The sequence below is a fragment of the Sinorhizobium sp. RAC02 genome (assembly GCF_001713395.1).
In the GTDB taxonomy this organism is placed as follows: Bacteria; Pseudomonadota; Alphaproteobacteria; order Rhizobiales; family Rhizobiaceae; genus Shinella.
On record NZ_CP016450.1, the window covers coordinates 2064435 to 2079656 of the forward strand.

A 15222-nucleotide genomic window follows, 5' to 3' on the forward strand; every position below is an offset into this window, starting at 1 on the left:
CCCTTGAGGGGGGAGGTCGCGCGGCACGCGCGGGTGGGGGTGATAACGCCGTGACGTTGCGGATCACCTCACCCCGGCACTGCCTGCCGCCCGCCCAAGGGGAGGGTAAAGAATGTCAACCTGGCCGGGGACCGCCATGCAGAACGCAGCAGACTACATCATCATCGGTTCCGGTTCGGCCGGCTCGGCGATTGCCTACCGCCTGTCGGAGGACGGCAAGCATACGGTCATGGTGCTGGAATATGGCGGGTCGGATATCGGGCCGTTCATCCAGATGCCGGCAGCACTTGCCTGGCCGATGAGCATGAAGCGCTACAACTGGGGTTATCTCTCCGAGCCCGAGCCGAACCTCAACAACCGGCGCATCACCGCGCCGCGCGGAAAGGTGATCGGCGGGTCGTCGTCGATCAACGGGTTGGTCTATGTGCGCGGCCACGCGGAGGACTTCAACCGTTGGGAAGAGCTTGGCGCGCGCGGCTGGGCCTATGCGGACGTGCTGCCCTATTACAAGCGCCTGGAAACCTCGCATGGCGGCGAGAGTGGCTGGCGTGGCACGGACGGGCCGCTGCATGTGCAGCGCGGGCCGGTGAGCAATCCCCTCTTCCATGCCTTCCTCCAGGCCGGCAAGCAGGCCGGCTTCGAGGTGACCGACGACTATAACGGCTCCAAGCAGGAAGGTTTCGGCCTGATGGAGCAGACGATTCACAACGGCCGGCGCTGGTCGGCGGCCAATGCCTATCTTCGCCCCGCCATGAAGCGGCCGAACGTCTCGCTGGTGCGCTGCTTCGCGCGGAAGATCGTCATCGAAAACGGCCGGGCGGTCGGCGTCGAGATCGAGCGCAACGGCGTGATCGAAGTGGTGAAGGCGAACCGCGAGGTGATCGTCTCGGCCTCCTCCTTCAACTCTCCGAAGCTTTTGATGCTGTCCGGTATCGGCCCGGCCGCGCACCTGAAGGAGATGGGCATCGACGTGAAGGTCGACCGGCCGGGCGTCGGCGCCAATCTTCAGGACCATATGGAATTCTACTTCCAGCAGATCTCCACCAAGCCGGTCTCGCTCTATTCCTGGCTGCCGTGGTTCTGGCAGGGCGTGGCGGGTGCGCAATGGCTGCTCTCGAAGGGTGGGCTGGGCGCTTCCAACCAGTTCGAGGCCTGCGCCTTCCTGCGCTCCGCGCCCGGCGTGAAACAGCCGGACATCCAGTACCACTTCCTGCCGGTCGCCATTTCCTATGACGGCAAGGCGGCGGCCAAGAGCCATGGCTTCCAGGCGCATGTCGGCTACAACCTGTCGAAGTCGCGCGGCAGCGTGACGCTGCGCTCCGCGGATCCTGCGGCCGATCCGTTGATCCGTTTCAACTACATGAGCCACGAGGAAGACTGGATCAAGTTCCGCCACTGCGTGCGCCTCACCCGCGAAATCTTCGGTCAGCAGGCCTTCGACGAGTTCCGCGGGCCGGAAATCCAGCCAGGCGCGGCGATCGAGACGGACGACCAGATCGACGCGTTCCTGCGCGAGCATCTGGAAAGCGCCTACCATCCCTGCGGCACCTGCCGCATGGGTGCCGCGGACGATCCGATGGCGGTGGTCGATCCGGAAACCCGCGTTATTGGCGTCGATGGCCTGCGCGTTGCCGACAGTTCGATCTTCCCGCATGTGACCTATGGCAACCTCAACGCGCCGTCGATCATGACCGGCGAGAAGGCTGCCGACCACATCCTTGGCAGGCAACCGCTCGCGCGCTCCAACCAGGAGCCGTGGACGAACCCGCGCGCTGCGGTCAGCGACCGATAAAAACTTCGGAACCATAATGGTTGCAAGGGGTTGAGGCGGGCAATCGCCTCGAAGGAAACCCCCATGACCATCTACAAAAAGGTCTCGCGCCACGACGTCAGCAAGGAGACCGACCTCGTCGTCACCGTGATCCACGGTGTCACCGGTCCCTGCGCCTTCATCACCGACCCGGTGCGGGCGCGCGACACCATCCCTCTTCCCGTCGAGGAGGCACTTGCCGGCGCTAGGCAGATGATCGGGGAAGACCTCAACCCACGTAACCTCGTCATCGTCGATGAGGACGATCTCTGGGACACACACTGGGGCAGGCTCGTGCCGCATCCGGAGCGCAGCACGACCTAAATCTTCCAACAAAAAAGCCGGGCTCTCGCCCGGCTTTCAAGCACGCCTGGAGGTCTAGGCAGCTTAGACGAAGAGGAAGTCGCTGGTGTGCAACTCGGCCTTCGAGACGCCCTCAAGGGTGATCGTGTCGGCGCCGTACTTGATGACCACGTCGCCCGCTCGTGTCTCCGAAGCGTGGCTGAGGACGTCGGCGAAGTTCTTCAGGACGGCCTTGTTGAGCTGAATGACATCCAGGCCAGACTTGCCAGCTTCGAAATCGGTGATCCGGTCGCTACCCTGGCCTGACTTGATGATGAAGGTATCTGCGCCAACGCCGCCGGAAAGGATGTCGTTGCCGAGACCGCCGTCAAGCGTATCGTTGCCTGCACCGCCTTCCAGCCTGTCGTTGCCGGCATCGCCATAGAGCTTGTCATTGCCTGCGTAGCCAAAAAGGAAGTCGTCGTCGTTGCCGCCACGCAGCGCATCGTTGCCGGCGCCGCCGTTCAGCGTGTCCTTGCCATCGCCACCGGCGAGCGCGTCGTCGCCTGCGCCGCCATAGAGTTTGTCGTTGCCCGCATCGCCGTAGAGCTTGTCATTGCCGGCATCGCCATAAAGGGCGTCATTGCCGTTGCCGCCACGCAGTGTGTCATTGCCGCCATTGCCGTAGAGCGCGTCATTGCCGTTGCCGCCCGACAGCGTGTCGTCCTTGGCATAGCCGCTAAAGGAATCAGAACCGGTGCTGCCGTTGAAGACGATCGAATTGGCGCTCAGGATCTTCACGAGGCCGGCGGTCGCTCCAGTGGTCGTCGACTTGCCGCCCATCAGGTCGCTCAGAATCTGGCCACCGAGCGCCGTGTCAGTAACGCCGAGACCCGTGATCTTGACGTCGGACGTGAGCTTGAAGGTGCTGGTCGTGCTGTCGAGAGCGATGTTGCTGCCGAATTCGACCGTGTTCAGCGAGCCGGTGATCTTGTGGGTCGCGAAGTTGTAGTTCCAGGCCGTCTTGCCGGAGGACAGGACAACACCAAACTTACTGGCGTCGCTGGTCGTGTATTGCGTGCCGCTCATCGCCATCGGGTCGGTGCTGTTGAAGCCGCCGTAGCCTGCGCGGGTGAAGGTCTTGTCGTAGTTTGCCAGGAAGGCGGCGAAGTTGATGCCCTTGCCGTCCTTGTTGGCGTCGTTTGCGTTGATTGTAATGGCCATTTGCCCAACCCTTCCCCTGTGAACCGCAGCTCACGCTTAAACTTGAATACAATACTCAGCTATTAAATCTGATTTTTTCTGTCAAGTTTTTTCGGCGGCCGTCTTGGAGTTTTTTGGGCGCAGGGTCGGGCGGCAGGATTTCTGCCCGAACGGCAAGATGGAGAGATATTTGCTCCCCATCCTTGCGCTTTGGAAATCCGTTTTGCTGTCCGCGACCGGACAAGCCTGCAATAATCTGGCCAATTCTCGCAAAGGCATGGAACGGAATGACTGCTCTCACCGGAAACGGGACCGCGCAGGCCCTTAATGACCAACTCGCCAGCCTCGGGCTTGCCGGGCGCCTTGCGCTTGTGGCCGAGCTTGGCGGGCGCGCCGTCTTTACCACCAGCCTCGGCATCGAGGACCAAGTCATCACCGCGGCGATCGGCACCGAGCGCCTGGCGATTGACGTCGTCACGCTGGAGACCGGCCGGCTCTTCAAGGAGACAGTCGATCTCATCGACGAGACCGAAAGCCAGTACGGCATGACCATCACCCGCTACGTGCCTGACCAGGATGATATCGACGCCTATGCGGCGAAGTACGGCCTCAATGGCTTCTACGACAGCGTCGAAGCGCGCCACGCCTGTTGTGGCGTGCGCAAGCTGAAGCCGCTTGCGCGCGCACTTGAAGGGGCATCCTTCTGGGTCACCGGCCTGCGCCGCGGCCAGTCCGGCAACCGTGCCGACACGCCGTTCGCGGAGTTCGATGCGGAGCGCAACCTCATCAAGATCAATCCGCTGGCGGATTGGGACATCGACCGCATCAAGGCCTATGTCGCCGACCATGCCGTGCCGGTGAACCCGATGCACACGCGCGGCTATCCCTCGATCGGCTGTGAGCCCTGTACGCGGGCCATCAAGCCGGGCGAGCCAGAGCGCGCCGGCCGCTGGTGGTGGGAGAACGACGAGAAGCGCGAATGTGGTCTCCACGTTCCTGAAACCGCCGCTTCCCCCATCCCGGCCCCAAGCGCGGCCTGATCCACACAAGCCCTCCCAAGGCGACCCATCCGGAGTAGAGTTTAAATGTCCGATATCCGTCACGAAACGGAAGCGAAGCAGAACGCACCGCACAAGCCGCCGCTCGATCCGCATCTGAAGGCGCTGGAAAACGAAGCCATCCATATCTTCCGAGAGGTCGCCGCCGAGTTCGAACGGCCGGTGATGCTCTATTCCGTGGGCAAGGATTCGTCTGTCTTGCTGCACCTCGCGCGCAAGGCCTTCTATCCCGGCCGTGTGCCCTTCCCGCTGCTGCATGTCAACACAGGCTGGAAGTTCGGCGAAATGATCGCCTTCCGCAACAAGGTCGTCGCGGACTACGATCTCGACCTCATCGAATATATCAATCCGCGCGGTGCAAGCGAGAACGTCACCCCGTTCACGCACGGCTCGTCGCGCTACACCGACATCATGAAGACCGAGGCGCTGCGCCAGGCGCTCGACGCCGGCAAGTATGACGCGGCCTTCGGCGGCGCACGGCGCGACGAGGAAGCCTCGCGCGCCAAGGAGCGCATCTACTCCTTCCGCACGCCGGACCATCGCTGGGACCCACGCAACCAGCGCCCGGAACTGTGGAACGTCTATAACGGCATGATCCGCCAAGGTGAAAGCGTGCGCGCCTTCCCGCTCTCCAACTGGACCGAGGTCGATATCTGGCGCTACATCCAGGCCGAGGACATCCCGATCGTGCCGCTCTACCTCGCGGAAAAGCGCCCCTTCGTCGAGCGCGACGGCATGATGATCCTGGCCGAGGACCCGCGCCTCGAACTGCTGCCCGATGAAGTGAAGCAGGAAGGCGTCATCCGCTTCCGCACGCTCGGCTGCTTCCCGCTGACCGGCGCCATCCGCTCGCAGGCAACGACGCTCGACGACATCATCGCCGAGCTGGAGACCGCCACCGTCTCCGAACGCCAGGGCCGCGCGATCGACCGCGACCAGTCCGGCTCCATGGAAAAGAAGAAACGCGAAGGGTATTTCTGAGATGACCGTTTCCGCTACTGCAATCGCTGAAATTCTTCCGCTCGAAGAACCAGCCCTTGATCAGGCTCGCGCGATCCGCGATTCCCGCCCGCTTCGCCTCATCACCTGCGGCTCGGTCGACGACGGCAAGTCGACGCTGATCGGCCGCCTGCTCTGGGACACCAAGGCCGTCAAGGAAGACCAGGCCGCGACGCTCCAGCGCGACAGTTCCGGCAAGCAGAACGATCTCGGCCTGCCCGACTTCGCGCTGCTGCTCGACGGCCTGCAGGCCGAACGCGAACAGGGCATCACGATCGATGTCGCCTATCGCTACTTCTCGACGGACCGCCGTTCCTTCATCGTCGCCGATACGCCCGGCCACGAACAGTATACCCGCAACATGGCAACCGGCGCTTCCACGGCGGACCTTGCCGTGCTTCTGATCGATGCCCGCGCCGGCATTCTCGAACAGACTCGCCGCCATGCGACCATAGCCTCGCTGATGGGCATCCGCCAGTTCGTGCTTGCCATCAACAAGATCGACCTGACGAACTACGACCGCGCCGGCTTCGAGCAGATCACGCATGACTTCAAGGAATTTGCGCTGACGCTCGGCGTCAAGCAGATCACCGCGATCCCGATGTCGGCGCTGAAGGGCGAGAACGTCGTCTATGACGGCCGCGCGTCCATGCCCTGGTATGACGGCCCCACCCTCGTCGAGACGCTGGAAAAGGCGACGACCCGTTCCAACCAGACGGTCGGCTTCCGCCTGCCGGTGCAGCGCGTCTCACGTCCGGGCGAAAGCTTCCGTGGTTATCAGGGCACGGTTGCCGGCGGCTCGGTGAAGCCGGGCGATTCTGTCGTCATCCTGCCGTCCGGCATGGTCGCCAATGTCACCAAGATCGTCACTTTCGACCTAGTGCGCAACGCCGCCGTCGCGGGTGATGCCATCACGCTGGTGCTCGACCGCCAGGTTGACGTGTCGCGCGGCGACATGATCGTTGCCATCGACAGCCAGCCAATGACCGGTCGCGGCTTTGACGCGCAGCTCGTCGCGCTCCAAGCTGAAGGCATCGACCCCGGCAAGCGCTACTGGCTGAAGAGCGGTTCGCGCCGCCAGCGCGTCAGCATCGAGCCGATCAGCCAGCTCGACCTCAAGACCTCGAAGTGGAATGCCGCCGAACGGCTGGACATGAACGGCATCGGCAAGGTGCATCTCACCTTCGACGAGCAGGCGATCTTCGACACCTACGAGCAGAACCGCACGACCGGCGCTTTCATCCTGATCGACCCCGACACCAACAACACGGTGGCCGGCGGCATGATCACGGGCCGTCGCTCGGAACTCGGTGGCATCCACAAGGATGACCAGCGCGTGCTGCTGTCGCTGCCCGCCGACCTCGCCGAAAAGCTGATGGCGACAGAACTGTTCGCGAACCGTCGCCAGGATGTGGACGTGCGCCACACCAGCGCCGGCCGCGCGGCGGAAATCCTCGCCGATCTCGACGAATAGGATGGCGGCATCCGCCGCCTCTCCACGCCTTGGAGAGACGCGGAACCGAATTGATCTACCGTTGCGGCGCCCTCACAGGGCGCCGCGACCGTTTAGGCATCGGGATCGTGTATCGCGCATCATTCGCGGCGATACCAATTCCCTAAGCCGTTCCCGGCAGAGCACCATCATCATCAATGACAGGTGGAGGCGGTGCTATGCCGAGCCGCTTCTTCAAATCCCTAAGCAGCCGCACCACTTCCTCGGGCCGTGGCGCCGATGGCTTTTTCGGGTCGGGTTCAGCAAGCGCGCGCCAGGCCGCGTGAAAGCCGAGGGCGCGATAGGCTTCCATCTGCTCTTCCGAAAAGAACTGGTCGCCGGTGGTCTCGTGCGGGAAGGCGGGGAAGCGGCGCTCATAGTCGAGAACATAATCCGGTTCGTCGCCCGTGGCCGTCGCCTTGATGTAGAGCAGGACACCCTTCTCATCCGCGCCGTAGTCGATCTCACCGATTGCGAAATGGCAGTCGTGGGCAGGCGACGCCTCCGGGATATATTGCTCGCGGCTTGCATTGCGGCTGAGGGCCGCGACGCGCACCGGCTGCCATTTGATATCGATGCGCACGCCGAGATCGATGCGCGCGAAACGCTCGGCATCGACAAGCGCACCGAAGGTCATCGCCGGATCAGCCTCCGCGTCAGCCACGATGATGACCCGGCACTTGCGCTTGAGAAGCTGATAGAGGCCGATATTGTCGATATGGCCGCCATCGGTCAGGTAAACCTTGGCCGCGTCGCCCGACAGCAGTCCGAAGGATTCCGCCACTAGATAGGCGCGCAGAAAATCGTACCACCGCGTCTCCGTCGGCGCAGCTTTGACTTTCTTTGCCTCGGGCGGAGAACCAAGCCCGAAATAGTACCAAGGCCTCCTCGACGGTGGGGTCGCGTCCTCCGTCGCGACAACTGGCTCCGCTTTCATAAAGCGCGGGTTCAGCATCCAATAGCCAAGCCGCAGGTTCAGCAGCGCCAAGGTCGGCCGCAACAGGCCGATCTGCACGCGCCCCATGCTGGACGATACGGCAGCGCCGGAAATGGCGACAGCAGTCGCGAGATCGAGCTGCCGCACCTTCTGCTCCATTCGGCGCGTCGAAACGTAGCCCGTCAGGTCGCTGCCGACGAAGTTGCGGGAAAACAGGAAGAACTCCGCATTGCGCCCCCGCTTGACCGGGTCCGGCTCGGCGAGACTGCGGCGATCGCCTTTCGGGACCTGGGCGAATTGCGGATCCCGCTTGTCGTCGGAACGCTGACGCGCGTTCAACGTCGTATTGATCAACAGATAGGGCGCTTTTTTCCCATTGATCCGGGTAAGCCTGAGGGAACTGGTGCGCTGGAGGTTCTTACCCAGGCGGAAGGCCGTACTCAGCCGCTCGCGATAGAGCCTGTGCAGGCCATTGGCATTTTCGGAGAAATTGATCGTCAGCATCAGCACGATCGCCGTGGCGAGCAGGTATATCGTGACCATGCCGTAGCCGCCGCTTCCCCGTGTCGCGATGGCGGCGGCAACCAGAAACGCCGCGATCGCGGCGAGGACCAGCGCACCCTTCAAGGCCTTGCGTTTGTTCTCCGCCATCAGGCGAAAAAGTGTCGCCAGCGTGGCCAGTCCCTGCGCGCGCAAAAGGAAGACCCATATCTCCCAGCAGAGAAGGAGACCGGCCACGACGCTAAGCACAGGCACCAGAGATTGGTAAAACAGGAAGTCAGGGCTGAGCGAGTACTGGCCACGGGTGAATTCGACCCGATCCGCGATCCCCCACAGCGAGAGCGCCAGGAACGCCGCGTAGAGCAGCAACGGCACGATCAGCCCCGCCGCCACGAGAGCACCTTTCGAAGCGATGGCGCGCAATTTCACCGCGATCGTCGCGTCCTTCATCGCCTTCTGGATCCAGTCGACCAGCGTTGCCCGCAAGCTCGCCGTCATCACGACGAATGCGGTAAGCACCGTCGCGATCGTCGGAAGGGTCGTGTGCCCCTCCTCCTGCCGCATCAGGTAGTCGCGCAGGAAGGCGAGGATCGGGCCCTGCGCTTCGGCCAGGAAGACCGACAGCGTCAACGTCATCAGCACGCCGGAAAGCCACGTTCCGCGCGAACTAACCTCGCGGTCACTCATTTTCCCCTTGATGCCGTGCCGTTCCGGCAGGGACCGCCAAAGCCCCCAGCCAAGAAGATAGAGGAAGGTCACAGCCACCAACGCGACAGTCACCACGAAGGGAAATCCACACCAGCCTCCTGGCGCCGTGCATGTCGCCCGCTCCCCGGTCCACAGGAAGGCCGCGATCTGGTAGAAAATGCTGCGCGGCAAATCCTGCGCGGTCGGGTTGGCGATGACCGTGACCGTCGCGAGCGGCAAAAGCAGTGCAAGCACAAGGAAAGCGTTGACGGCGAGCCCCCGGAAAACGATCGCCAGCGAAGGGAGTATGTCGCCCATGCCATGGGGAATGAGATAGCGGCTGTGATCGCGAATATGGCTGACCGGCTCGCTGTCGCGCACATCGTCGCTGCTCGCGGCTGCACGGGCGGAACCGTTGGCAGGACTCGGCCCACTAGCCTCATCCGTCACGGCAAAGGGGAACTGCCCCTCGGTACCGGCACGGCTCATCGCTGCCACCATGCTGGCGCCGATATAGCCGCCGCCCGAAACCGTCGAGAGATAGTCAATGCGCGGGATGAGGCCCCGGGCCTTCAGCGCTTGCAGAACACCAAGGCAGAAACTCGCCGAGCGGATGCCGCCACCGGAAAGGGCGACCCCGAAGAGGTCTTCCGGCGCCCCATACGTATCCAGCTTTCCAACGCCGCTGCCCCAACCGCCGGTGCGACGTTTCAGGATGATGTCGTATTCGGCCGCCTTGACGCCATCAAACTTGCTGTGATCCGGCAGCTCATTGCTCTCGTCCTGCATGATCGCCCCCACCCAAGATCGCCTATAAATTGCAAAATACTGCATGAAAGGGCGGTTGAGTATAGGGAATTAAGAAATACCTAAAAAATCGAGATGCCCATCGACAGACGGGTAACGCTCGACGGGGCATCGCCGTGCAGGACACGCAAAAAAGGGGCCGTGCCACGGCCCCTTTTCAGACGTTTGTCGTTTCAAATGCCACTCAGAAGAAGAAGTACCAGAGCAGCAGCACGACGAAGATCGGCACACCCATCAGCCAAAGAATCAAAGCCCGAGCCATTGAAGTTTCCTTTCGTTGATTGTCGGAAAGGAGAATGTCCGGGCGGGCAAATTGTTCCATCAGCAGGCCATGATAAAGGGCGCCGAAGCGCCCCTTGATCCTTGCAAGCCGGTAGAATCCAGCGGTCTAGCGCTCGCGAAAAGCCTTGGCGAAGTAGTCGGCAAGCGGCTTTACAAGATATTCGAGCGGCGAGCGCTCGGCGGTCTGGATGAAGGTCTCGACCGGCATGCCGGGCATGACATGCTTGTCGCCGAGCTTGATCATTTCGCCGGCATCCGGCTTGATTTCCGCCTTGTAGTAGGTCGCGCCGGTGCGCTGGTCGGCGAGCACGTCGGCGGCGACCTTCGTCACGTGGCCGAAAATTTCCGGTGTGTTGCGATGGTCGAAGGCGCCGAAGCGGATATGCGCGACCTGGCCGACATGCACCTGGTCGATCTGCGTCGGCGAGATCTGCGTCGAGATGACGAGATTCTGCTCCTGCGGGATGATGTAGAGCAGCGGATCAGCCGGACGGATGACCGAGCGCAGCGCGTGGACCTGCAAGCCGAGCACGACGCCGGACATCGGCGCGGTGATATCCATGCGGCTCAGCGTCTCGAACTTGGCGTTGCGCCGTTCCTTGAGCTCGGCGACCTTCGCCTCGACTTCGCGCAGGGTCGTCGTCGCCTCTTCGCGCACGGTGGAGTGGATGTTGAGGATCGCGATCTCGATTTCGGCGACGCGGCCGGTGTTTTCCGCGATGTTGGAGCGGGCCTGGCTGATCGTGCCGCGGATTTCCGCTTCCTCGCGCTGAAGGGCGAGCACGCGGCTGGCATTGGTCAGCGACTGGGCGAGCAGCTTGTTTTGCGCCTCGAGTTCCTTGCTGATCAGCTTCAACTGGGTTTCCAGCGCGGTAATGCGGCCCTGGAGACCCTCGTTCTGCTTGGCGATCTGCGCCTTCTTCTCCTGAAGCTGGGCAGCCTGCTTGTCGCGTGTTTCGGCGCGCGCCGTCATCAGCCGCTTCTGGCCGGTGACGATTTCGGCGGCGTCCGGATTGGTGGCCACGGCCTTCAACAGGTCGGGATCGAAGGTGATCTCGGTCTTGTCGTCCTGCTCGGCCTTCAGTCGCGCCTCGGTGCCGAGCAGGCTGAAGAGCTGGCCTTCGATGACGGCGAGCTCGGAGCGATCGAACGTATCGTCAAGCCGCATCAGCACATCGCCGGCCTTGACCGTATCGCCTTCCTTCATGCGGATTTCACCGACGACGCCGCCCGTCAGGTGCTGTACGACCTGGCGGTTGCTGGCGACTTCGATAACGCCGGCGGAAACCACCGCGCCATTGATGCGCGTCAGCGCCGCCCAGGCGCCCATGCCGCCGAGCAGCACGAAGACCGTCGCATAGCCGGCGATCGCGTAGCCGCTATTGGTCCACTTCTTTTCCATCTTACCCGTTTCGCGGTTCATTGAGCGAAAACCTTACTTGTTGCTGCCGCCGGCGCCGGTGCCGGCGACGACCTGCGTGTGGTTGCGCAGGTGGGCGCGCAGCACGTCGTCACGCGGACCGAAGGCGAGGCGCTGGCCGTTTTCCATGATCAGGATGAGCTCGCATTCCTCGATCGCCGCCGGGCGGTGCGCCATGATGACGATGGACTTGCCCTCGGTCTTCATGTTGCGGATCGCCTGGTTGAGGGCCATGGAGCCATCGGCATCGAGGTTCGAGTTCGGCTCGTCGAGCACCAGCAGCACCGGATCGCCATAGAGCGCGCGGGCGAGGCCGACACGCTGCTTCTGGCCGCCGGAAAGCCGCCCGCCCATGGCCGGCAACCTGGTGTCGTAGCCCTCGGGCAGACGCAGGATCATGTCATGCGCACCGGCCTTCTTCGCGGCTTCGACGACCTTCACCGGATCGGGATCGAGCGTCATGCGGGCGATGTTTTCGGCGATCGTGCCTTCGAACAGCACGACGTCCTGAGGCAGGTAGCCGACATGGTCGGCAAGGCCGTCCGTGCCGTACTGCTCGAGCGAGGCGCCGTCGAGGCGCACCTTGCCACCGGCGGGCGGCCAGATGCCGGTGAGGATGCGGGCGAGTGTCGACTTGCCGGACGCGCTCTGGCCGATGACGCCGAGCGCCTGGCCGGGCTTCAGCTCGAAGGACAGCATGCGCACCGTCGCGACCTTCTCGCCGGGCGGCACGACCGTGACCTGCTCGACTTCCAGGAGCGCACGCGGCTTCGGCAGCGCGGTGCGGGCATCCTCCTCCGGTACGCGCGACAGCAGTTCGGCCAGCTGGCGCCAGCCCTGCATGGCGCGCTGGATGAGCGCCCAATGGCCGATGGCCCCTTCGATCGGCGCCAGTGCGCGGCCGATGATGATGGAGCTTGCGATCATCGCGCCGGCGGTGATCTCGTTTTTCAGCACCAGATAGGCGCCGAGCGCCAGGATTGCCGATTGCAGGAAGACGCGGAAGGTCTTCGAGGTGATGGAATAGAAGCCGTTGCTGTCGGAATAGCGGATGTTGGCTTCGAGCGCCTTGTCGCGCAGAAGCTGCCAGCGGCTGGCGACCGCGCGGCGCATGCCGAGCGCGCGTACCGTGTCGCTTTCCTTCTGCAGCGTCTGGGTCATCTCGTCGCTCTGGCGACCGGCGATCATCGCCCGTTCCTGGTCTTCCTTCGTCCCATTCTGGTTGAGCCAGGTAAGTGCGACGAGGATGAGCCCGCCGACGAGGCCGAGCACACCCATCCAGGGATGGAAGGTGAAGATGATGAAAATGAAGAACGGCGTCCACGGAATGTCGAAGACGGTGAAGACCGCGGGCGAGGACAGCACCTTCTGGATCGCGTCGAGATCGCGCATGCCGGTGACCGTCGAGATGCCCTGGGCGCTGAGCGCCGTGCGGTCGAGCACCGCGTTGAACACGCGCTTGTCGAAGCGGGCCTGGAAGCGGGCGCCGATACGCGCGGCGACGCGGCTGCGGATGTGGTCCAGCACGCCCATGATCAGGTAGAGGCCGATGATGAGGCCGGTCAGCGCCACCAGCGTCGCCTCCGAACGGGAGGCGAGCACCCGGTCGTAGATCTGCAGCATGAAGAGCGGCCCGGTGAGCACGAGCAGGTTCACGAAGAAGCTGAAGAGGCCGATGGCCACGAAGCCCGCGGCGCTAGACTTCAGCACGGCTCTCAGTTCGTCCACACCGGTCTTGCCCGATGAACGCATGACAATGTCTCTTTAAAGATCGACGCCGGACGCACGGCCATTGACGGCCATTATCCGTGCGGCGAAGGGCCACTCGACCGCTCCGCCGCGGCCGGCCGGATGCGGGAGCCGTCCGCGTGTTTGCGCACGGCCTCGTTGGAAGACGGTATAGGGCGCGATTTATTCGTAAATCAACAGATTTTCGACGAACTAATCCCAAACACAACTTCAGCGGTCATCTTTGCCCGATATTTTGTCCGCTTTGCCGGCTGCGTCCACCTTCGCCTGAAGCTTGCCGAGGATGAAGAGCACCACGAAACAGGCAAATGTCGCGACGACGGCGACGAACCAGAAGCCGAGCCCTATCGAAAGACCCACCGCGCCGGCCAGCCACATGCCCGCCCCCGTCGTCAGGCCCCTCACCTCGCCGCGCGAGAAGACGATCATGCCGGCGGCGAGGAACGCGACGCCCGAGGTGACGGCCTCGATGACGCGCAGCGGATCGATGCGCACCTGTTCGTCGGAAAAGCCGGCCATGTGCACGCTCTCGATGGACAGAATGGAGAAGACGCAGGCCGACAGCGCAACGAGGATATGTGTTCGCAGGCCTGCCGGATGATCCTGATATTCTCGCTCCGCGCCGATCACCGCGCCAAGCAGGATGGCGCCCACCATGCGCGCAAGGATGACCGGATAGGGCACTTCGGTCTTCGGAAAGAGGTCGGCAAGGATCTGTTCCATGGCGGCGGAAACGGATGAGCCGCGAGCCGGTTCCCTTGCGGATCGGCGAAACGAAAATTTCCCGCCACCCGGCACTTTCCCCAAGCTAGCGGTTTTTTTGACATTTTGCGCTTGTCGAACCCAAAAGCCTGGTCTATAGGAGGCGCCGCTGGTCACGGAGTGTAGCGCAGTCTGGTAGCGCACCACGTTCGGGACGTGGGGGTCGGAGGTTCGAATCCTCTCACTCCGACCAGCGGAAAAGCCTCCATCATCAGGGCTTTGTCACTTTCCCGAAAAACTCCTCGAAAACCAATATAAAATAAAACGGGCCGATTGCGGATCGCATTCGGAATGCGTTTGCCGCTGCCTGCTGAAAATCCGGGCGGGCATGGCCTAAATGCGCTCGAATTCTTCGACCGTCACACCGCGAGAAGATGTTGCCTGATGGGCCTCCAGACCCACGCTCGAAAGCCCGAGCGCATGGTTTCGATGCGGGATCCAGAATACCATGCCCGCAACCCTATCCATCGGATCCTTCGGTGGGGCGACGGTCGGATTTAACCGCGTTGCCGACAGCCCGTTCACGAAACTCTGAACGAAACGTGGATTGTAACGGCTTGGCCAACAACCGATCTATTTTACAGGCCAATTGGTCACAGCATGCATGGAAGGGAATGTAACAATCGCGCCGCGCGGCGCGTACCCATCGACAGGACATGATTGAAGGGGTGCATCAGATGAACAGACGTGGTTTCCTTGCGGCCGGCATTGCAGTGCTCGCAACCGAGTTTCTGGTTCGAGGGGCCGGCCCTCTCCGCGCCGCCTCCCGAGGCAAATTTGCTGTCAGCCATAGCGAAGAAGAATGGCGCAAGCTCCTGACGCCGGAGCAGTTCAGCATATTGCGGGAGGAAGCTACGGAACGCCCTGGATCGAGTGCGCTTCTGAGCGAGCACAGGAAGGGCACGTTCTCCTGTGCCGGCTGCGATCAGGCGCTTTTTGCCTCCGAGACGAAATTCGAGAGCGGCACGGGCTGGCCAAGCTTCTGGGCCCCCATCGACAATGCGGTCGCAACGACACGGGACACTTCCCTCGGCATGGTGCGGGTTGAGGTTCATTGCAGCCGCTGCGGCGGCCACCTCGGCCATGTTTTCGACGACGGACCGCAACCGACGGGTCTGCGCTACTGCATGAACGGCTTTGCCATGACGTTCGCGCCGAAAGCGGCCTGACTGGAGAAACAGACACCTTGATCCTAGCCTGCAAGCCTATGCATTTCCCTTCGGTTGAGGAGAC

The 15222-nt window shown here is 62.8% G+C and carries 12 protein-coding genes and 1 tRNA gene; 7 read left to right on the plus strand and 6 right to left on the minus strand.

Annotated features, from left to right (window positions below; all coding sequences use genetic code 11):
• Nucleotides 1–136: 136 nt before the first annotated feature.
• Nucleotides 137–1792, plus strand: coding sequence for a choline dehydrogenase (gene betA, locus BSY16_RS09925; RefSeq protein ID WP_069061472.1), 1656 nt, complete (start codon nt 137–139; stop codon nt 1790–1792).
• A gap of 63 nt (nt 1793–1855) precedes the next feature.
• A complete protein-coding gene (locus BSY16_RS09930) occupies nt 1856–2134 on the plus strand; it encodes a hypothetical protein (RefSeq protein WP_069059511.1) in 279 nt (92 codons plus the stop codon).
• Nucleotides 2135–2197: 63 nt separating this feature from the next.
• Here the strand turns inward: BSY16_RS09930 and BSY16_RS09935 are convergent, their stop codons facing one another.
• Nucleotides 2198–3316 carry a calcium-binding protein gene (locus BSY16_RS09935; RefSeq protein ID WP_150129920.1) on the minus strand — a complete coding sequence of 373 codons (1119 nt, stop codon included), beginning with the start codon at nt 3314–3316 and terminating at the stop codon, nt 2198–2200.
• A gap of 266 nt (nt 3317–3582) precedes the next feature.
• On the opposite strand from BSY16_RS09935, the gene BSY16_RS09940 reads away from it, so the two are divergent.
• The 3 genes from BSY16_RS09940 to cysN are packed head-to-tail and all read left to right on the plus strand — an operon-like array spanning nt 3583 to nt 6826.
• Nucleotides 3583–4335 carry a phosphoadenylyl-sulfate reductase gene (locus BSY16_RS09940; protein ID WP_069059512.1) on the plus strand — a complete coding sequence of 251 codons (753 nt, stop codon included), beginning with the start codon at nt 3583–3585 and terminating at the stop codon, nt 4333–4335.
• A gap of 45 nt (nt 4336–4380) precedes the next feature.
• Nucleotides 4381–5334, plus strand: coding sequence for a sulfate adenylyltransferase subunit CysD (cysD, locus tag BSY16_RS09945; protein ID WP_069059513.1), 954 nt, complete (start codon nt 4381–4383; stop codon nt 5332–5334).
• 1 nt (nt 5335) lies between these two features.
• A complete protein-coding gene (gene cysN, locus BSY16_RS09950; protein ID WP_069059514.1) occupies nt 5336–6826 on the plus strand; it encodes a sulfate adenylyltransferase subunit CysN in 1491 nt (496 codons plus the stop codon).
• 142 nt (nt 6827–6968) lie between these two features.
• On the opposite strand, the gene BSY16_RS32605 is transcribed toward cysN, so the two are convergent.
• The 5 genes from BSY16_RS32605 to BSY16_RS09970 form a co-directional block, all read right to left on the minus strand.
• The gene (locus BSY16_RS32605) at nt 6969–9758 is read right to left on the minus strand and encodes a patatin-like phospholipase family protein (RefSeq protein WP_210187406.1); all 2790 of its coding nucleotides are present in this window, start codon (nt 9756–9758) and stop codon (nt 6969–6971) included.
• Nucleotides 9759–9960: 202 nt separating this feature from the next.
• A complete protein-coding gene (locus BSY16_RS32380; RefSeq protein ID WP_171902358.1) occupies nt 9961–10098 on the minus strand; it encodes a hypothetical protein in 138 nt (45 codons plus the stop codon).
• Nucleotides 10099–10164: 66 nt separating this feature from the next.
• Nucleotides 10165–11481 carry an HlyD family type I secretion periplasmic adaptor subunit gene (locus BSY16_RS09960; protein ID WP_210187391.1) on the minus strand — a complete coding sequence of 439 codons (1317 nt, stop codon included), beginning with the start codon at nt 11479–11481 and terminating at the stop codon, nt 10165–10167.
• Nucleotides 11482–11493: 12 nt separating this feature from the next.
• Nucleotides 11494–13230 carry a type I secretion system permease/ATPase gene (locus BSY16_RS09965; protein WP_069059516.1) on the minus strand — a complete coding sequence of 579 codons (1737 nt, stop codon included), beginning with the start codon at nt 13228–13230 and terminating at the stop codon, nt 11494–11496.
• Nucleotides 13231–13437: 207 nt separating this feature from the next.
• Nucleotides 13438–13950, minus strand: a complete 513-nt coding sequence (locus BSY16_RS09970; protein ID WP_069059517.1) for an MgtC/SapB family protein — start codon at nt 13948–13950, stop codon at nt 13438–13440.
• Between the two features lie 155 nt (nt 13951–14105).
• On the opposite strand from BSY16_RS09970, the gene BSY16_RS09975 reads away from it, so the two are divergent.
• Nucleotides 14106–14182: transfer RNA gene (locus tag BSY16_RS09975), tRNA-Pro, on the plus strand.
• A 484-nt stretch (nt 14183–14666) separates the two neighbouring features.
• Complete coding sequence (msrB, locus tag BSY16_RS09980; RefSeq protein ID WP_083242877.1) at nt 14667–15158, plus strand: peptide-methionine (R)-S-oxide reductase MsrB; 492 nt, start codon at nt 14667–14669, stop codon at nt 15156–15158.
• Nucleotides 15159–15222: the final 64 nt, after the last annotated feature.